The organism is Brevundimonas sp., from assembly GCF_031082345.1.
Lineage (GTDB): Bacteria > Pseudomonadota > Alphaproteobacteria > Caulobacterales > Caulobacteraceae > Brevundimonas.
In genome coordinates this window covers 1-17,144 of sequence record NZ_JAVHLH010000031.1, presented here as the reverse complement: position 1 = coordinate 17,144, position 17,144 = coordinate 1, and the positions used below count along the sequence as shown (strand labels likewise).

At 68.3% G+C, this 17,144-nt stretch carries 18 protein-coding genes, 2 tRNA genes and 1 pseudogene; 10 read left to right on the top strand and 11 right to left on the bottom strand.

From position 1 onward, the window contains the following. The 3 genes from tatC to RDU12_RS03635 all read left to right on the top strand — a co-directional run. On the top strand, positions 1-562 hold a 562-nt coding region (tatC, locus tag RDU12_RS03645; RefSeq protein WP_308684112.1), incomplete at its 5' end, for a twin-arginine translocase subunit TatC. Positions 563-575: 13 nt separating this feature from the next. Further along, the gene (locus tag RDU12_RS03640) at positions 576-1,418 is read left to right on the top strand and encodes a bifunctional 2-polyprenyl-6-hydroxyphenol methylase/3-demethylubiquinol 3-O-methyltransferase UbiG (RefSeq protein WP_300292187.1); all 843 of its coding nucleotides are present in this window, start codon (positions 576-578) and stop codon (positions 1,416-1,418) included. Between the two features lie 78 nt (positions 1,419-1,496). Further along, on the top strand, positions 1,497-1,772 hold the full coding sequence (locus RDU12_RS03635; RefSeq protein ID WP_300292190.1) for a hypothetical protein: 276 nt from the start codon (positions 1,497-1,499) through the stop codon (positions 1,770-1,772). 74 nt (positions 1,773-1,846) lie between these two features. Here RDU12_RS03635 and glnA read toward each other — a convergent pair whose 3' ends face one another. Together glnA and RDU12_RS03625 are read right to left on the bottom strand one after the other, a co-directional pair. Next, entirely contained in the window at positions 1,847-3,253 is a 1,407-nt protein-coding gene (glnA, locus tag RDU12_RS03630; RefSeq protein WP_300290842.1) for a type I glutamate--ammonia ligase, read from the bottom strand. 73 nt (positions 3,254-3,326) lie between these two features. After that, positions 3,327-3,665 carry a P-II family nitrogen regulator gene (locus RDU12_RS03625; protein ID WP_259551070.1) on the bottom strand — a complete coding sequence of 113 codons (339 nt, stop codon included), beginning with the start codon at positions 3,663-3,665 and terminating at the stop codon, positions 3,327-3,329. 119 nt (positions 3,666-3,784) lie between these two features. Here RDU12_RS03625 and RDU12_RS03620 point away from each other — a divergent pair, with 119 nt between their 5' ends. From RDU12_RS03620 to RDU12_RS03610, 3 genes are all read left to right on the top strand, one after another. Further along, positions 3,785-4,612, top strand: a complete 828-nt coding sequence (locus RDU12_RS03620; RefSeq protein WP_300290840.1) for an NAD(P)H-hydrate dehydratase — start codon at positions 3,785-3,787, stop codon at positions 4,610-4,612. Between the two features lie 91 nt (positions 4,613-4,703). Continuing rightward, the gene (gene yaaA / locus RDU12_RS03615) at positions 4,704-5,474 is read left to right on the top strand and encodes a peroxide stress protein YaaA (protein ID WP_300290837.1); all 771 of its coding nucleotides are present in this window, start codon (positions 4,704-4,706) and stop codon (positions 5,472-5,474) included. A gap of 64 nt (positions 5,475-5,538) precedes the next feature. Continuing rightward, positions 5,539-6,387 (top strand): 3-hydroxybutyrate dehydrogenase, encoded by an 849-nt coding sequence (locus RDU12_RS03610; RefSeq protein ID WP_300290836.1) that lies wholly within the window; start codon positions 5,539-5,541, stop codon positions 6,385-6,387. Between the two features lie 4 nt (positions 6,388-6,391). On the opposite strand, the gene RDU12_RS03605 is transcribed toward RDU12_RS03610, so the two are convergent. From RDU12_RS03605 to RDU12_RS03590, 4 genes are all read right to left on the bottom strand, one after another. Beyond that, positions 6,392-7,579 carry a hypothetical protein gene (locus RDU12_RS03605; protein ID WP_300290834.1) on the bottom strand — a complete coding sequence of 396 codons (1,188 nt, stop codon included), beginning with the start codon at positions 7,577-7,579 and terminating at the stop codon, positions 6,392-6,394. A 94-nt stretch (positions 7,580-7,673) separates the two neighbouring features. After that, complete coding sequence (locus RDU12_RS03600) at positions 7,674-8,651, bottom strand: L-threonylcarbamoyladenylate synthase (RefSeq protein WP_308684111.1); 978 nt, start codon at positions 8,649-8,651, stop codon at positions 7,674-7,676. Then, on the bottom strand, positions 8,588-9,145 hold the full coding sequence (locus tag RDU12_RS03595) for a YceI family protein (protein ID WP_308684110.1): 558 nt from the start codon (positions 9,143-9,145) through the stop codon (positions 8,588-8,590). Before RDU12_RS03595 ends, RDU12_RS03600 begins: the two co-directional genes overlap by 64 nt. Then, on the bottom strand, positions 9,142-9,753 hold the full coding sequence (locus RDU12_RS03590) for a cytochrome b (RefSeq protein ID WP_300289590.1): 612 nt from the start codon (positions 9,751-9,753) through the stop codon (positions 9,142-9,144). The genes RDU12_RS03595 and RDU12_RS03590 overlap by 4 nt, the downstream gene beginning before the upstream one ends. A gap of 65 nt (positions 9,754-9,818) precedes the next feature. Here RDU12_RS03590 and RDU12_RS03585 point away from each other — a divergent pair, with 65 nt between their 5' ends. Beyond that, positions 9,819-11,603, top strand: a complete 1,785-nt coding sequence (locus RDU12_RS03585) for an acyl-CoA dehydrogenase (RefSeq protein ID WP_300289589.1) — start codon at positions 9,819-9,821, stop codon at positions 11,601-11,603. Here RDU12_RS03585 and RDU12_RS03580 read toward each other — a convergent pair whose 3' ends face one another. Beyond that, positions 11,604-12,377 (bottom strand): serine protease, encoded by a 774-nt coding sequence (locus RDU12_RS03580; protein WP_308684109.1) that lies wholly within the window; start codon positions 12,375-12,377, stop codon positions 11,604-11,606. Between the two features lie 136 nt (positions 12,378-12,513). Here RDU12_RS03580 and RDU12_RS03575 point away from each other — a divergent pair, with 136 nt between their 5' ends. After that, positions 12,514-14,694, top strand: a complete 2,181-nt coding sequence (locus tag RDU12_RS03575; protein WP_300289587.1) for a S9 family peptidase — start codon at positions 12,514-12,516, stop codon at positions 14,692-14,694. A 20-nt stretch (positions 14,695-14,714) separates the two neighbouring features. Here the strand turns inward: RDU12_RS03575 and RDU12_RS03570 are convergent, their stop codons facing one another. Continuing rightward, positions 14,715-15,164, bottom strand: coding sequence for a DUF1036 domain-containing protein (locus tag RDU12_RS03570; protein WP_300289586.1), 450 nt, complete (start codon positions 15,162-15,164; stop codon positions 14,715-14,717). Between the two features lie 100 nt (positions 15,165-15,264). Between RDU12_RS03570 and RDU12_RS03565 the strand changes: the two genes are divergently transcribed. After that, positions 15,265-15,822 carry a GNAT family N-acetyltransferase gene (locus tag RDU12_RS03565; protein ID WP_300289585.1) on the top strand — a complete coding sequence of 186 codons (558 nt, stop codon included), beginning with the start codon at positions 15,265-15,267 and terminating at the stop codon, positions 15,820-15,822. Between the two features lie 27 nt (positions 15,823-15,849). On the opposite strand, the gene RDU12_RS03560 is transcribed toward RDU12_RS03565, so the two are convergent. Both RDU12_RS03560 and RDU12_RS03555 read right to left on the bottom strand, forming a co-directional pair. Then, complete coding sequence (locus RDU12_RS03560; RefSeq protein ID WP_300289584.1) at positions 15,850-16,299, bottom strand: response regulator; 450 nt, start codon at positions 16,297-16,299, stop codon at positions 15,850-15,852. Positions 16,300-16,461: 162 nt separating this feature from the next. Then, positions 16,462-16,535, bottom strand: a tRNA-Gln gene (locus RDU12_RS03555). A 156-nt stretch (positions 16,536-16,691) separates the two neighbouring features. Between RDU12_RS03555 and RDU12_RS03550 the strand changes: the two genes are divergently transcribed. After that, a tRNA-Pro gene (locus tag RDU12_RS03550) sits at positions 16,692-16,768 on the top strand. Positions 16,769-16,808: 40 nt separating this feature from the next. Here the strand turns inward: RDU12_RS03550 and RDU12_RS03545 are convergent. After that, positions 16,809-17,144 (bottom strand): annotated as a pseudogene (locus RDU12_RS03545) (ketol-acid reductoisomerase); the annotation flags it as partial.

Below are 17,144 nucleotides of genomic sequence, written 5' to 3'. Positions count from 1 at the left end.
CCTGATCACCAAGATGAAGCTGGCGGCGTTCGGCGCGGTGGTGGTGACCTTCCCGGTGCTGGCCTGGCAGCTGTACCGCTTCGTGGCGCCCGGGCTCTACCGCAACGAGCGCGGCGCCTTCCTGCCCTTCCTGATCGCGGCTCCGGCCCTGTTTCTGACCGGCGCGGCGATGGTCTATTACGTCATGCTGCCGTTCGTGATGCTGTTCTCGCTGGGCCAGCAGATCAGCGGTGGAGGCATCACGGCCGAGCTGTTGCCACGGGTCTCGGACTATCTGAACCTCGTCATGGCCCTGCTGCTAGCCTTCGGCCTGTGCTTCCAGCTGCCGGTGGTGATGACCCTGCTGGGCATGGCCGGGATGGTGTCGTCGAAGACCCTCGCCTCGAGCCGGAAATACGCCATCGTCGCCATCGCGGTCGTGGCCGCCTTCGTCACCCCGCCAGATCCGCTCAGCCAGATCATGCTCGGCATCCCGCTGGTGCTGCTCTACGAGGTGTCGATCTGGTGCGTTCGCCTGATCGAATTGCGGCGCAACAAGGCGGACGCGGCCGAAGCGGCCTGATGCCGGAGGGGTCATGAGCGACGAGGACTGGCTGGCCGTCAATCGCGCCAATTGGGACGAGAGCGTCGCCGCCCACCTGTCGCATCCCAGCTATGACCTCACGGCCCTGCGCGCCGGACGCGGCCGCCTGTATCCGATCGAGGCGGGCGAGCTGGGCGACGTCGACGGTCTCAGGATTCTGCACCTGCAATGCCATTTCGGGCGAGACAGCCTCGCCCTGGCGCAACAGGGCGCGTTCGTCGTCGGCCTCGATTTCTCCCCGGAAGCGGTGGCGACGGCCTCGGCCCTGGCGGCCGAACTGGGATTGTCGGACCGGGCGCGGTTCGTCTGCGGCGACGTGTACGAGACGGTCGCGACCCTGGCGGACGAGCCCCCGTTCGACGTCGTCTTCACGACCTGGGGGGTGCTGATGTGGCTGCCCGACCTCCCCCGCTGGGCGGACATCATCGCCCGGATGCTCAAGCCCGACGGCTGGCTCTATCTGGCCGAGGCCCATCCCGCGGCGATGGTGCTGGGCGAAGGCGGGGTGTCGGGCCGGCGCCTGCCGGAAGCGGCGACGGCCTATTTCACCCGCGAGGCGCTGATCCTCGAGTCTGCGGCCGGCTATGCGAATGACCAGCCGCTGGAGAACGCCCGCACCTACGAGTGGCATCATGGCCTGGGCGACATCGTCACCGCCCTGGTCGCGGCCGGACTGAGGCTCGACTGGCTGCATGAGCATGACGCCGTGGCCTGGCCCCTGTTCGACGGGCTGGTCGAGGCGGAGGACGGGCTGTGGCGTTGGCCGGAGACCGCCTGGCTGCCGTTGGCCTTCTCGCTCAGGGCCGGCAAGACCGCCGCCTCGTCGGGGGCGTGAGCGTCCGGATCGCGGCCTGACCGGAACCTCCGGGGCAGCTTGGCCGTTTGCACCGGGTTCCCATTCAGGAGTCCGCCCATGACCAGCCTCATCCGCCTGACCGCCATCGCCTCCATCGGCGCCCTCGCCTTCGCCGCCGCGGCCTGCACGCCCGCGGAAACCGAGACCGACGCCGACGCCGCCCGCGACACCGATACGACGACGATCATCGAGCGCGAGGTCCCGGCCGATCCGGTGGTGATCGAACGCGAAGTCCCGGCCGACCCCGTCGTCATCCAGAACGACAACCAGGGCGACAGCACCACCGTCCGCGCCGGCAAGGACGGCATCGAGGTCGAGACGACCAACCGCTGATCCGTTTCCAGACGTGAAAAGGGCGCCGGACGGGTGATCGTCCGGCGCCCTTTGTCGTCAGCCCCTGCTGTCGATCAGCAGCTGTAGTACATGTCGAACTCGACCGGATGCGGGTGCAGTTGCAGCCGCATCACCTCTTCCATCTTCAGCTCGATGTAGCTGTCGATGAAGTCGTCATCCATGACCCCGCCCTTCTTGAGGAAGGCGCGGTCCTTGTCGAGATTTTCCAAGGCCTCGCGCAGCGAGCCGCAGACCTCGGGGATCGAGCCCCGCTCTTCCGGCGGCAGGTCGTACAGGTTCTTGTCGGCCGGCGCGCCCGGATCGATCCGGTTCTCGATGCCGTCGAGGCCGGCCATCAGCAGCGCCACGAAGGTCAGATAGGGATTGCCCATCGGATCGGGGAAACGCGCCTCGATACGCTTGGCCTTGGGCGAATTGACCCACGGAATCCGGATCGAGGCCGAGCGGTTGCGCGACGAATAGGCCAGCTTGACCGGCGCTTCATAGCCGGGGACCAGGCGCTTGTAGGAGTTGGTGGTCGAGTTGGCGAAGGCGTTGATGGCCTTGGCGTGCTTGATGATACCGCCGATGTACCACAGGCACATGTCGGACAGGCCAGCGTATTTGTCGCCCGCGAACAGCGGCTTGCCGTCGCGCCAGATCGACTGGTGCACGTGCATGCCCGAGCCGTTGTCGCCGAAGGTCGGCTTGGCCATGAAGGTGGCCGACTTGCCGTAGGCGGCGGCGACATTGTGGATGACGTATTTGTAGAGCTGGGTGCGGTCGGCCATGGTCAGCAGATCGCTGAACTTGAGGCCGAGTTCGTGCTGGGCCGGGGCCACCTCGTGGTGGTGCTTCTCGGGCTGCATGCCCAGGTCGCGCATGACGCCCAGCATCTCGCCGCGCAGGTCCTGGGCGCTGTCGGTCGGATTGACCGGGAAATAGCCGCCCTTGTGCGTCGGGCGGTGGCCCATGTTGCCTTCGGAATAGTCGGAGCCGGTGTTGGCCGGCAGCTCGATCGAATCATAGCTGTAGCCGGTGTCGTGCGAGGCCGTGGACCAGCGCACGTCGTCGAAGATGAAGAACTCGGCTTCCGGGCCGAAATAGACGGTGTCGCCCACGCCCGAGGACTGGACATAGGCCAGGGCCTTCTTGGCCATCGAGCGGCTGTCGCGGTTGTAGGGTTCGCCGGTGTCCGGGTTCAGCACGTCGCAGAACAGGAACAGGGTGGTCTGCTGGTAGAAGGGGTCGATCCAGAAATTGGTCAGGTCCGGCTTCAGCAGCATGTCGGACTCGTTGATCGCCTTCCAGCCGGCGATCGAGGAGCCGTCGAACATGGTCCCGTCTTCCAGGAACTCCTCGTCGACCAGGTCGATGTCGAAGGTGACGTGCTGCATACGCCCCTTGGTGTCGGTGAAACGGAGATCGACGTACTGAACGTCCTTCTCCTTGATCTCCGAAAGGATTTTCTTGGCGCTCATTCTCGAGGGATCCGTTTCTTGGGGGGAGGATAAATGAAACGGCCGCCTGGAAGGCGGCCGGTGGTTCGGGCGGTCAGACGGCCTGGGCCCCCGTTTCGCCAGTGCGGATGCGGATGACGTCGAGGACGTCCGAAACGAAGATCTTGCCGTCGCCGATCTTGCCGGTGCGGGCGGCGGTCTGGATGGCGTCGATGACCGAGGGGACCATGTCGTCGGGAACCACTACCTCGATCTTGATCTTGGGCAGGAAGTCGATGACGTATTCGGCCCCGCGATAGAGTTCGGAATGGCCCTTCTGGCGGCCGTATCCCTTGGCCTCCAGCACGGTCATGCCTTGCACCCCGGCGTCCTGGAGCGCTTCCTTCACTTCATCCAGCTTGAAAGGCTTGATGACGGCTTCGATCTTTTTCATCAGCGATCCCAGGCGGGCTCAATACGCCTCGCACTCGGGCGGTAAAGGGACATTGCATTGCACCATAACGCAAGCATTTTTCAGCTTCCCCCGCCATCCGTGAACGGAGAACCCACGCCGTGACCCGACCGTTCCTCGCCGACTGGCGCGACAGCCTGCCCTGGCCCGAAAGCGGAAGCCACAAGCACGCGCGGGGACGGCTGGGGGTGGTCTCGGGCAAGGCGACCCAGACGGGGGGGGCGCGACTGGCGGCCCGGGCGGGTCTGCGCATCGGCGCCGGGCTGGTGCGCATCCTGTGCCCGCCGGACGCCGCGTCGGTCATCGCACCGGCGATCGAGGCCGTCATGCTGGCCCCGTTCGGCTCGCCCGAGGCGTTGGCCGAGGCCGCCGAGGACATGGATGCGGTGGTCATTGGACCGGCCGCCGGCGTCAACGAAGCGACCGAGGCCCATGTGCGGGCCCTTGCCGTCACCGGCGCCGCCCTGGTGGTGGACGCCGACGGGCTGACATCGTTCGAGGCATGGCCCGAGGGGCTGTTCGAGGTGCTGGATCGCGACGACGTGCTGACGCCGCACGAGGGCGAGTTCAAACGGCTGTTTCCGGGGCTGCTGGAGTCCGGTCGCGAGACGGCGGCCTTGGAGGCGGCGAAACGGGCCGGGGCGGTGGTCGTGCTGAAGGGGCCGGCGACGGTGATCGCCGCGCCGGACGGACGGCTGGCCGTCAACGCCAACGGCACGCCATGGCTGGCGACGGCTGGGACCGGAGACGTTCTGGCCGGGATGATCGGCGGGCTGATCGCGCAGCGGATGGACAGTTTCGACGCGGCCCGGGCGGCGGCGTGGATGCACGCCGAGGCGGCGAAGGCGGTGGGACCGGGACTGATCGCCGAGGACCTACCCGAACGGCTGCCGGCGGTGCTGGCGGCCCTGTACGGACAGGCGGGCTGAACGGGCCGGCCGGGGGGCCGCGACCGCGCGCCCGGTTCAATTCGTCATCGAACCGGCCTATTCGGGCCTCCTCGCCGCCGGAGCACCCGCCTTGCTGATCGTCCTGTCCCCGGCCAAGCGGCTGGATTTCACCGAAGCCGATCCCGCCCTGCCCGCGTCCGAGCGACGGTTCCGCGAGGACACGGCGTCCCTCGCCCGGACCGCGCGGGGACGAACGGTCGCCGAACTGCGCCGGCTGATGAGCCTGTCCGACGACCTCGCCCGGCTGAACCGGGCCCGGTTCCAGGCCTTCGACGCCGAATCGACCGACGGGGTCCAGGCCGCCTTCGCCTTCGCCGGCGACGTCTACGAGGGACTGAAGGCGCGCGAGCTGGACGCCGCGGCGCTGGGCTGGGCCCAGGACCACATCCGCATCCTGTCCGGTCTGTACGGCCTGCTGCGGCCGCTGGACCGGATTCAGCCCTACCGGCTGGAGATGGGCACGCGGTTGAAGACGCGGCGCGGGTCCAGCCTCTACGACTTCTGGGGCGACCGGATCTCGAAATGCCTCAATGCGGACGCCGAGGGACAGGCCGATCCGACGCTGGTGAACCTGGCCAGCCAGGAATATTTCGGAGCGGTGGACGCCCGCGCTTTGAAGCTGCCGGTGGTGACGCCCCACTTCCGCGAATCGCGCGACGGCGAGAGCCGCATCATCTCCTTCTTCGCCAAGAAGGCGCGCGGCGGCATGGCCCGTTTCGCCATCGACGAGCGGATCGAGCAGGCCGCCGACCTGAAGGCCTTCGACCGCGACGGCTATCGCTTCGACAAGGCCGCCTCGACCGACACGGACTGGATATTCATCAGGTCAGGAAATTCGTGAGGCCCTGTCGCCTTCGCAAGCGCGAACGGCTAGGCTGACCGGAGACTCAGACGGACGAGACCCAATGTTCCAATGGCCCAAACGCGGCGACGGCTCGGAAGCCGAAAGCGCGCCCTTTCGCGACGTCGGCGACCTGAAGGGTCAGGTGGCGGTGATCTCGGGCTCGACCTCGGGGATCGGCCTCGCCTTCGCCCGCGCCATCGCCTCGCGCGGCGGCGACGTGGTGCTGAACGGCCTGGGCGATCCCTCCGAGATCGAGCGCACGCGAGCCGAGCTGGAGGCCAGCTGCGGCGTGCGGGTGCGCTATCACGCCGCCAACATGCTGCGCGGCGACGAGGTCGCTGACATGGTCGCCTACGGCAAGCACCAGCTGGGCCGGGTCGACATCCTGATCAACAACGCCGGCGTCCAGCATGTCGAGGCGGTGGAGAAATTCCCGTCCGACAAATGGGAGCAGATCATCGCCATCAACCTGTCGTCGACCTTCTATGCGACGCGGGCGGCGATCCCGATCATGAAGGCGCAGGGCCGCGGCCGGATCATCAACGTCGCCTCGGCCCACGGCCTGGTCGCCAGCCCGTTCAAGTCCGCCTATGTCGCCGCCAAGCACGGGGTCCTCGGCTTCACCAAGACGGTGGCGCTGGAGCTGGCGCAGGACAACATCACCTGCAACGCCCTGTGCCCCGGCTATGTCGAGACGCCGATCGTCGAGAAGCAGATCGCCGATCAGGCCCGCACGCGCGGAATGTCGAAGGAGGCGGTGCTGAAGGACGTCATTCTCGGCTCGCAGCCCACCAAGCGGTTCGTCACCACCGACGAGCTGACGGGGATGATGCTGTATCTCGTCAGCGACCTCGGGGCCTCGGCCAACGGGGCCAGCTTCTCGATCGACGGCGGCTGGACGGCGCAGTAGGGCTTCAGGTGTAGAAGGCTAATTGGTCCAACGTGAGCAACGCTTGGAGCGCGCGTATCCGCGTGTATGAGGCCGACGCCGCCGCACCGTGGCCCACGGCATGTCGGGAACCCGCCGAACCAGCGTCTTGGTTGGGGTCGAAATTGGCGAAAGTGTAGCTCTCAAGATACCGGCAAAACGCAGCCGGAAAGAGGAGCGTGTCGGGTGCCCCTGCCCTCCTCTCTCCACTAGTCGCGGCGAACTTTAGAAGAGCAGGGAGCTTCGCGCTCTCACCGGTGGCCGCCTTGTGCGCGTCCCGCAAGACGCCCTCGATCTCGGTCAGGATGATCTTCAGAACCGAAATCGACTTGCCGTCCTTGAAGGTCTCCACGGCCTCGCGGAGAAGCGGCTCCCTCGATGCGAGGTGCGGCTTCGCAGCCCATCTCGCCAGCATCCGGTCGAGACGATCTGGGTCGAACTTCGCAAGCAGTTTTTCCTCAGCATCATCGAAATCAAAGCCGTTCTCGCACGCTCCCAGCAGCTCCCGGAAATCGGCGGAAACGATCTCTGTAAATGGAAACCAGCCCGCCTTGATTAGGCGATCGAACTGATCGGAATTGCCCAAGAGATCGTACAGTTCACGGTACTTCAGGAGACGATACAGTTGACCGAGCGCCCGCTTAGCGTCCTCGATCGGCAGGTCACGGGTGAAGTCAAAAAAGAGGGCGAACCGCCACCCTTCGCGAAAGATGACGATCAGTCGGTCGTGCGTCTCGACCTCAATTGACGGGAACCAGAGGCCCGTAACATCGCCGATGTCCCGATCATAGACGGGGGAGCCGGCCGGCATGTCTCTAAGCGCAAGCATCTCTATGATCACCGCAGCGCCGTCGAGCCAGACCTTCGCAGTGTTGTCCGGCTTGATCACCACCACGACTGAATTGGCGCGATCAATGTGCTGCCGCGCTTCCGCTTGGTCGAGCTTGTAATTCAACACACGGCCGAGTCCCTCGACAACCCGGTGGAAGACCGGATGGTCCGACGTAATCGCCAGTCGATTCCAGATCGAAGCTGTCTCAACGCCTTTGGGCTTAGCCTCCGCGGCAATCCCGTCGATCATGACGTCGGCCAGCAATACCGGCTCTTTCAGGTTTCCAGACACAACGCCCTGCCTCGGCTCGGATAGAAGATCGGCAGCCGGTTCCATGGTCATGGCGCTTCCAATACTGGTTCGAGTGACCGGAACGGAGCCGACAAAACTCTTTCAGCACTAAGGATTTTCATCCCACTGCGATCGTCGCGACGTCTCACCCCACGAACCCCGCCGCCCGCTTCAGCCGGTCGTTGATCGCTTCGCCCAGGCCGTGCGTCGGGATGGGCGACACCGCAATGCCCGCCGGCCGCTCGCGATCCGCCTCGCGCAGCATGCGGAACAGGTTGGCGGCCGCCTCACGCAGGTCGCCGGAGGGGCTGAGGCTCCAGCGGGGATCGCCGGCGCCGGGGCCGAAGCCGAGCAGGATTTCGCCCTCGCCCGCCTTGGCGGCGTTGATCCGAACAGGCGCGTCGGGAGCGTAGTGCAGGGCGGTGCGGCCGGGGGAGCGATGGCCCTCCCCGTCCCGGTCGAGCGGCCCGACCACGGCCTCGATCTCCTCGCGGGTCACCGAGCCGGGGCGCAGCAGGGCGACGCGGCCGTCCAGCACCGACACCACCGTGCTCTCGACCCCGACGGCGCAGGGGCCGCCGTCGACGGCGTCGGCGGCGGCAAAGCCGGTCTCCTCCAGCGCATCCTCGAAGGTGGTCGGGCTGGGACGGCCCGAGCGATTGGCCGACGGCGCGACGACGGGCCTCCCGAAGGCGGAGATGACCCCGCGGGCGCGGACGTGGCCGGGCACGCGCACGGCGACGCTGTCCAGCCCGGCGCGGGCCAGGTCGCAGACCCGGTCGCGGTCGCGCACCGGGGCCACGATGGTCAGCGGCCCCGGCCAGAAGGCCTCGGCCAGGGCGCGGGCGCGGTCGTCGAAGACGGCGACGGCCTCGGCCTCGACGGCGTCGGCGACATGGGCGATCAGCGGGTTGAAGCGCGGGCGGCCCTTGGCCTCGAAGAGGGCGGCGACGGCGGCGGCGTTCCCGGCGTCGGCGGCCAAGCCGTAGACCGTCTCGGTCGGCAGGATGACGAGTCCGCCCGCCGCCAGCGCCTCGGCGGCCTGAACGTCGGTGGCGCCTACTGGCGGCGCGCCTGCAGCGCCACCCGCACCGTCACTTCGCGGCCGACCATCCTGTTCCACGCGCCTGTGGTCCCTATTCCGAATTCCGTGCGGTCGAGTGTGAACGCGCCCGTCAGATGCGCCCGGTCGCCGGTCACGCGCAAGTCCACCGGGAAGGTCACCGGACGGGTCCGGCCCTTCATGGTCACCTCGGCATGGGCGGAATAGCGGGCGCCGCCGAGGGCATCCAGGGACTGGAGCTCGAACCGGATGACCGGAAAGCGCGGGGCGTCGAGGAAGGCTGGACCGATGGCCCGGCGGGTCACCGCCGCGGGGCTCATCTTCAGCGAACCGGTCTGGACCACCACTGTCGCGCGGGTGCGGGATGGCGCGTCCGGATCGAAGACGATGTCGCCGCGCCACTCGTCGAACCGGCCCCGATGCGATCCGCCGAAGGCCCGCACAGACATGTCGATCGTCGAGGCGTCGCGCACCACCGTCCACGACGTCGGCGCGGCGAACCCGCCCGACCCGAGCGCCGCCAGCAGCGCCAGAAGGACGGCGCGGCGCCTCACGGCCGGCGCGGAATCAGCGGGATCATCCGGTGCAGGACATTGTCCCGGTCGATGAAGTGATGCTTCAGCGCGCCCGCGACGTGCAGGAAGATCAGCACATAGAGACCCTTGGCGGCCAGCTCGTGCATGTCCATCAGCTGCCCGGCGGTCTCGCGGCCGCCCCCGATCGGCAGGGCGGGCCATTCGAACAGGCCGAACCAGAGGATGTCCCGTCCGGCCGCCGAGGAGGCCGCCCAGCCGGCCAGCGGCATGGCGATCAGGAAGACATAGAACAGCACGTGGGTCCCCCGCGCCGTCAGCTTCTGCCAGCGCGGGGTGGAGTCGGGAATGGGGATGGCGGGGTTGGCGATCCGCCAGCCGAGACGGACCAGGGTCAGGACCAGAATGCTCAGGCCGACGGACTTGTGGATGTTGACGAACTCGCGCGAGAGCGGGCCCTCGGTCGCCTCATGGGCAGAGATCAGTCCGACCTGGGTCACCACCAGGGCGGCGATCAGCCAGTGCAGGACCAGCGATACGGTCGAATAGCGGTTGCGCGGCTCGGCCATGATCTTCCTCCCTCTCCAATGCTTCAGCCCCAGCTTGGCCCAGACGAGGAAGTTCGCCAAGCCGCCGCTTGCGTGACCCGGCGGCAAGGCGGCATGAACGGGCGCATAGTTTCGAGAGCGAGCCGATGACCTACCGCGCCCCCGTCCGCGACCTGATCTTCACCCTGACCGAGGTGGCGGGCGTCGACGCCGTGGCCGCGACGGGCGCCTTTCCGGACTACGACGCCGAAGTGATGGGCGCGGTGCTGGAGGCGGCGGGCCAGTTTTCCGAGGGCGTTCTGGCGCCGCTGAACCGGGTCGGCGACCAGAAGGGCGCGACCTACGCCAACGGCGCCGTGACGGCCGCGCCGGGATTCGCCGACGCCTACCGCCAGTTCGCCGAGGGCGGCTGGACCGGACTGTCCGCCCCCGCCCACGCCGGCGGCCAGCAACTGCCCAAGGCGCTGGAGTTGGCGGCCTATGAGACGGTGCATGCCGCCAACATGGCGTTCGGCCTGTGCCCGATGCTGTCCCTGGCCGCGATCGAGGCGCTGGAGGCGGTCGGAACCGAGGCGCAGAGGGCGACCTATCTGACCAAGCTGGTGTCGGGCGAATGGACCGGAGCCATGGTGCTGACCGAGCCGCAGGCGGGGTCGGATCTCGGGGCGCTGACGGCGACGGCGGTTCCGAACGGCGACGGGACCTATGCGCTGACGGGTCAGAAGATCTTCATCACCTGGGGCGACCACGACGCCAGCGACAACATCGTCCACATGGTGCTGGCCCGCCTGCCCGACGCGCCGCCGGGGCCGAAAGGGATCAGCCTGTTCCTGGCCTCGAAATACCTGCTGAAGCCGGACGGCTCATTGGGCGAGCGCAACGCCTTCCGCCCGGTGGGGGTCGAGCACAAGCTGGGCATCCACGCCTCTCCGACCTGCGTCATGGCCTATGAAGGCGCGACGGCGGAGCTGGTCGGCCAGCCGAACCAGGGCCTGGCCCATATGTTCGTGATGATGAACGCGGCCCGGCTGGCGGTCGGCGTCGAGGGCGTGGGCATCGCCGAAAGGGCCTATCAGCAGGCGCTGGACTATGCGCGGGAGCGGCGCCAGGGCCGGTCGGTCTGGACCGGCGAGGCCAACGCCCCGATCATCGACCACCCGGATGTGCGCCGCGCCCTGTCGGTGATGAAGGCGAAGATCGCCGCCGCCCGGGGCATCTGTCTGTCGACCGGCGTGGCCGCCGATCTGGCGAAGCACGCGGCCACCGAGGAGGACCGCCGCCGCTGGAAGGCGCGCGAGGACCTGTTCACCCCGATCGCCAAGGCCTGGTCGACCGACGTCGGCTGCGAGGTTGCCTCGATGGGGGTGCAGGTGCACGGCGGCATGGGCTTCATCGAGGAGACCGGCGCCGCCCAGCATTACCGCGACGCCCGCATCGCCCCGATCTACGAGGGCACCAACGGCATCCAGGCGATGGATCTGGTCGGGCGCAAGCTGGGTCAGGACGGCGGCCAGTCCGCCCGCGAACTGATCGCGGACATGAAGGCGACGCTGGCGGTGCTGCCTCGCCTCTATTCGGGCAAGCCGGTCGAACGGTTCGCCAACGCCATCGAGGCCGTCGAGGACGCCACCCTGTGGCTGCTGGACGCCAAGGCCGACGCCGGCCGGGCCGCCGACGTGCTGGCGGGAGCCGACGCCTATCTGAAGCTGGTCGGGGACGTGGTCGGCGGGTGGATGCTGGCCAGGGGCGCCCTGGCCGCACGGGCGATCCTCGACGCCGGCGAAGGCGATCCGGCGTGGCTGGAGGGGCGGATCACCCTGTACGAGGTCTATGCCGCCAATGTGTTGGGTCACGTCTCGAGCCGGCTCGCCGCCGTCGGCCAGGGCGGCAGTCTGCTGGAGCGGATGAGCGCGGACGTGCTGGCCGGCTGATTACGGCCCGGCCGGGGCGTCCAGCAGGGCGATGGCCTCGCGCACATAGACGGCGTGGGCGACGATGCCGATGCCGACCGGATCGTCGCCGGGACGGACCTCGGACACCAACACGCCCGCGATGAACGGGTGTGCGGGCTGGACCGATCCGGGCAGCTTGCGGGCCGAAGGGGTCCAGAACACGGGGCCGCCCGAGTTGCCGGGAAAGACCGGAAAGTCGAGCAGGAAGACCGGGAAGGACTCGATGGGCGTCAGCGGCCACGAAGACACCCGCCCCACCCGCAGGATCGGGAAGCCCGCCGTGTTCGACGAATAGCCGTGCGGATAGCCGAGCGTCAGAAGCTCGTCCCCCGGCCCGACCTGCCAGGCGTCGAGGGCGGCGCCGTCGGCCAGCCAGCCGAGTGGAATGGCGGCCCGCGCGAACGTCGGCGGGGCCGAGACCTCCATCACCGCTATGTCGCGCTCGGGATGCCGGACCCAGGCCGCGTCGCCGTTCTCGTGACGGATGCGCAGCGGCTCGGGCGCGAACTTCCAGCCGCCGCCGGGCATCTCGACCCGCCAGCCGATCCGCGCATCCGGATCAGGCATGCCGTTGAGCACATGGTGGGCGGTGACCAGCACGGTGCGCGGCTGGCCGTCCGGGCGCGGGGCGTCGATCAGGAAGCCGGTCCCGACCCGCCGGGTGGGCCGCTCGCCGTTGCGCTGGTCGAGCTGGACGGTGGCCGCGATCAGACCGACGGTCAGATCCCATGCCGGGGCCTGGAGCGCCGCCACGGGCGGCTCCTGCGCGGGGTCAGGCGGGATTTGCAGATCGAACATGAGCGGGATGACGCCGTGGGGGTTTGTTCATTTGACGGCGGCGGGGTCGCTCGCACAAGGTCCGCGTCCTGTTCGCCATCGGGGGCCACCCATGAACCGCCGCGACCTGCTCGCCACCGCCTCGGCCGCCCTCGCGGCGACCGCCCTGCCCGCCCACGCCCGCACCACCGGAGACCCGATGCCCCAGACCACGCCCGTCCCGCCCGTCGCGAAGAAGATCCCGGTCCGCATCGAACAGCTGGGCCGCGTGCGGGTCGACGACTATCAGTGGATGAAGGACGACAACTGGCAGGCGGTGCTGCGCGACCCGACCCTGATCAAGGCCGACGTCAAGGAGCACCTGACCGGCGAGAACGCCTATCGCGAGGCGATGATGGCCGCGACCCTGCCGCTGCAGGCGCAGATGTTCGAGGAGATGAAGGGGCGGATCAAGGAGGACGACAGCTCGGTGCCGTCGCCGGACGGGCCGTGGGAATACTACACCGAGTACAAGACCGGGGATCAGCACCCGCGGTTCATGCGCAAGCCACGCAGCGGTCCGGGCGACGCCCAGCTCCTTCTCGACGCCAACGCGCTGGCCGAGGGCAAGGCCTACTCCGAGGTGTCCTCGGCCCAGCACAGCCCCGACCACGCCCTGTTCGCCTACGCCGAGGACGCCCAAGGGTCGGAGGTGCACCAGATCTATGTGAAGGACCTGGCCACCGGCGAGGTGCTGCCTGATCCGATCGGCTCGGCGACGGGGAACTTCACGTTCTCGCCGGACAGCCAGTGGATTTTCTGGACCAACCGCGACGACAACGGCCGCCCCGACAAGATCTTCCGCCGCCCGGCGCGCGGGGGCGAGACGACCCTGGTCTATGAGGAGACCGACGACGGCATGTTCATCAGCGTCGGGCGGACGTCCGACGACGCCTTCGTGGTCATCTCGATCGCCAACCAGGAGACGTCCGAGGCGCGGATCATCCCCGCCGCGACGCCGACCGCCGAGCCCGCCGTGCTGGAGCCGCGTCAGGTGGCGCGCCTCTACGACGCCGACCACTGGGGCGACCGCTGGGTGATCCGCACCAACGCCGACGACTCGATCGACTTCAAGATCGTCGAGGCCCCGACGGCGACGCCGGGCAAGGCCCGCTGGGCCGACCTCGTGCCGCACACGCCCGGCCGCTACATCGAGGCCGTGGCGCTGGTGAAGGACTTCATCGGCCGTCAGGAGCGGGCCGACGCCAACACCCGCATCATCATCCGCGACCGGGCCGGCGCCGAGCACGAGATCGCCGTCGACGAACCGGCCTATTCCCTGTCGCTGGGCGGGGCGTCGGAGTTCGACACCACGGTCATGCGCTACGGCTACAACTCGCCGTCGACGCCGACCTCGACCTATGACTACGACCTGAAGACCCGCGAGCGGACCCTGCGCAAGGTGCAGGAGGTGCCATCCGGCCACGACCCGGCCGACTATGTGGTCGAGCGGCTGAACGCCCCCGCTTCGGACGGCGAACTGGTGCCGGTGACGGTGCTGCGCCGGAAATCGACGCCGGTCGACGGTTCGGCGCCGCTGCTGCTGTACGGCTACGGCTCGTACGGGATTCCGATGCCGGCCAGCTTCTCGACCAACCGGCTGTCGCTGGTCGACCGGGGCTGGATCTACGCCATCGCCCATATCCGGGGCGGCTCGGACAAGGGCTGGAACTGGTTCCTGAGCGCCCGCCGCTTCACCAAGAAGAACACCTTCACCGACTTCATCGCCGCGGCGGAGCACCTGATCTCGAGCGGTCACGGCAAGGCCGGCCACATCGTGGCCCAGGGCGGTTCGGCGGGCGGTCTGCTGATCGGGGCGGTCAACAACATGCGGCCGGACCTGTGGGCCGGCGTGATCGGCCAGGTGCCGTTCGTCGACGTGATCAACACCATGAGCGACACCAGCCTGCCGCTGACGCCGCCGGAGTGGCCCGAGTGGGGCAATCCGATCGAGGACCCCGAGGCCTACGACTACATGATGAGCTACAGCCCCTACGACCAGGTGGGGCCCAGGCCCTATCCGGCCGTGCTGGCCACCGGCGGCCTGTCAGACCCGCGGGTGACCTATTGGGAGCCCGAGAAATGGGTGGCCAAGCTGCGGCCGGCCACGACCTCGGGCAAGCCGGTGCTGCTGAAGATCAACATGGAGGCCGGGCACGGCGGGGCCTCGGGCCGGTTCGACTATCTGAAGGAGGTCGCGCACGACTACGCCTTCGCCGTGTGGGCCATCGACCGGGGCTGGGAGCGGCTCTGACCGCTCCCTCGCCGGCCTTGTCAGGGTTCGAGCGTCCAGGTGTAGGGCCCGACCTCTTCGGCGTGCATCACCACGAAATTGCGGGTCTCGTAGCCGCTCGGGCAGGTGTCGCTGCCGTCGGACCAGAAGGTGTAGGGGCCCGGATACTGGACGCACAGCGAGTGATTGCCCGACCAGGAGCGGCCGGAGCCGTCCGTGGCGTCGCCGTACATGTAGAAATTGGCGTTGTCGGTGCTGACGAGATCGATGCAGGAGCCGTTGTAGACGTCGAACCAGCCGCGGTTGATGAACCGGGACGTACCCACCTCCACATAGGACACGGCCACGGTCGCGTTGCGGCCGCTTTCGTTGCAGACCTTGAGGTCGACGGTCGCCGGCGACGACATATTGGGCTTGGCCTGGGCCGACGCCGACGTCGGCATGGCAAGGCCCAGGCAGGCGGCGACGGCCGCGGTCAGGATGGCTTTCACGTTCCAAGTCTCCCCCGGTGAGAACAACAGAATATCAAAGGCCCGGGACGAATCCAGTGATGGTTGCTGACGATCACACAGGCAGGCGGGGGTTGACCCGATGATCCGCACGATCCGCGACGCGACGCGGAATGACCTCGGCGCCATCGCCGCCCTGTACGGGCGCGAGGTGCTGAACGGCACAGCGACCTTCGAGCTTGAGCCTCCGACGCCCGGGGAGATGAGCCGGCGTTTCGACGCCGTGAAGCGGCACGATCTGCCATGGCTGGTCGCCGAGCTGGACGGGGCCTTCGCCGGCTACGCCTACGCCTCGCCCTTCCGGCCGCGTCCGGCCTATCGCTACGGCGTCGAGGGCTCGATCTATGTCGAGGAGACCGCGCGCGGCCATGGCGTGGGCCGGGCCCTGCTGGAGGCGCTGGTCGAGCGGGTCCGCGCCATGGGCCTGCGCCACGTCATCGGCGCGATCAGCGACAGCGACACCAGCGCCGCCTCGATCGCCCTGCACCGGGCGCTGGGGTTCCGCGACGCGGGGGTCTATCGCCAGGTCGGCTGGAAATTCGACCGCTGGCTGGACGTGACGCTGATGCAGCTTGATCTCGCCCCCGACGGCGCTCCGCCCGGGGTCCCGGGGCTCGACCTGACCGGCGGGCCGGCCTGACGCGCGGAGACGGCGCCTGGCCCGGGCTCAGTGCGGCGCGATCCTGTCCGGGGGCGGGGTCAGCCAGGGGGCCAGGCGGAAGCGGAGCGGCGGCTCTCCGATCGTCCGGTGATGGATGAACTGGCGGGCGAAATCGACCACGGCGCGGATCGTGTGTTCGTCAAAGGGCTTGGCCACCGCCCCCAGGGCGCCCGCGAACCCCTCGGGAATCTGCTCGGGATTGGCGGTCAGGAAGACCACCGCGGTCCCGTGGTCCGCGACCAGCCGCCGGGCGATCTGGGGGCCGGTCATGCCGTCAAGGAGGTTGACGTCGACGAGGGCCAGATCGGGACGCTCGCGGTCCGCAATGGCGAAGGCGCTGGCCCGATCCATGGCGCAGCCGACGACGTCGCAGCCGGATTCGCCCAGCACCAGCTCCACTTCCATGGCGAGGAGCGCCTGATCTTCGACGATCATGACCCGAAGGTCAGGCGGCACGGACACGGCAATCCCCCAAACGCTACTGAACCCGTTTACCACCAAGTGTCCGGCAGCGGACGGTCCAACGCCTGATTCACGAATTGGTTCGGCCGGAATCCGAATTCCTGGCCGACCGCCGCCGGGGTCGGGCTCGCTTCGGATCGATGTCGGGTGGGCGGATGGCTGGGGAACTAGGACTCGAACCTAGAATGACGGTACCAAAAACCGGAGTGTTACCATTACACCATTCCCCAGCAGGTCCGGCGTTTCCGGGGCCGAGGCGCCGGGAGGCGTGCGAGATACGACAAGGCCGCGGGGGATGCAAGACGCGGATTCCAGACTATTTCGCGGCGGGCCATTTCCCCGCTTGCGGGCGCCAAACCCCCTCGCTATAAGCCCCCTCCTCAAGTCGGAGTGTGGCTCAGCCTGGTAGAGCACTGCGTTCGGGACGCAGGGGTCGGAGGTTCGAATCCTCTCACTCCGACCATTATTTCAGCGGCGCTTTCCCGGGCGCCGCGATCCTCCCCTCAATCCACCGCCTTGGCCGCGACCGCGGCCAGATGCGCGCCGACCGCCTCGATCGGGCGGCGGCCCAGGGCCTTGCGCCGCGCCAGCAGGTCGGGCGAGCCGGCGTCATGGTCGGCCATCAGCGCCTTCACGAATGACCCCGAGCGGACCTCGGCCAGAACCTCGTCCATGGCGGCCTTCGAGGCCTCGCCGATGACGCGCGGGCCGGTCAGATAGGCGCCGTACTCCGCCGTATTGGAGATGCGGCCGAAGGCGCCGGCGATGCCCATGGAGAACATCAGGTCGGTGACCAGCTTGACCTCGTAGAAGCATTCGAACCACGCCACCTCGGGCGG

Coding starts and splice junctions, on each gene's coding strand:
- RDU12_RS03640 (WP_300292187.1), top strand. CDS start 576: ATGAGCGACGAGGACTGGCTGGCCGTCAATCGCGCCAATTGGGACGAG.
- RDU12_RS03635 (WP_300292190.1), top strand. CDS start 1,497: ATGACCAGCCTCATCCGCCTGACCGCCATCGCCTCCATCGGCGCCCTC.
- glnA (WP_300290842.1), bottom strand. CDS start 3,253: ATGAGCGCCAAGAAAATCCTTTCGGAGATCAAGGAGAAGGACGTTCAG.
- RDU12_RS03625 (WP_259551070.1), bottom strand. CDS start 3,665: ATGAAAAAGATCGAAGCCGTCATCAAGCCTTTCAAGCTGGATGAAGTG.
- RDU12_RS03610 (WP_300290836.1), top strand. CDS start 5,539: ATGTTCCAATGGCCCAAACGCGGCGACGGCTCGGAAGCCGAAAGCGCG.
- RDU12_RS03605 (WP_300290834.1), bottom strand. CDS start 7,579: ATGACCATGGAACCGGCTGCCGATCTTCTATCCGAGCCGAGGCAGGGC.
- RDU12_RS03585 (WP_300289589.1), top strand. CDS start 9,819: ATGACCTACCGCGCCCCCGTCCGCGACCTGATCTTCACCCTGACCGAG.
- RDU12_RS03575 (WP_300289587.1), top strand. CDS start 12,514: ATGAACCGCCGCGACCTGCTCGCCACCGCCTCGGCCGCCCTCGCGGCG.
- RDU12_RS03565 (WP_300289585.1), top strand. CDS start 15,265: ATGATCCGCACGATCCGCGACGCGACGCGGAATGACCTCGGCGCCATC.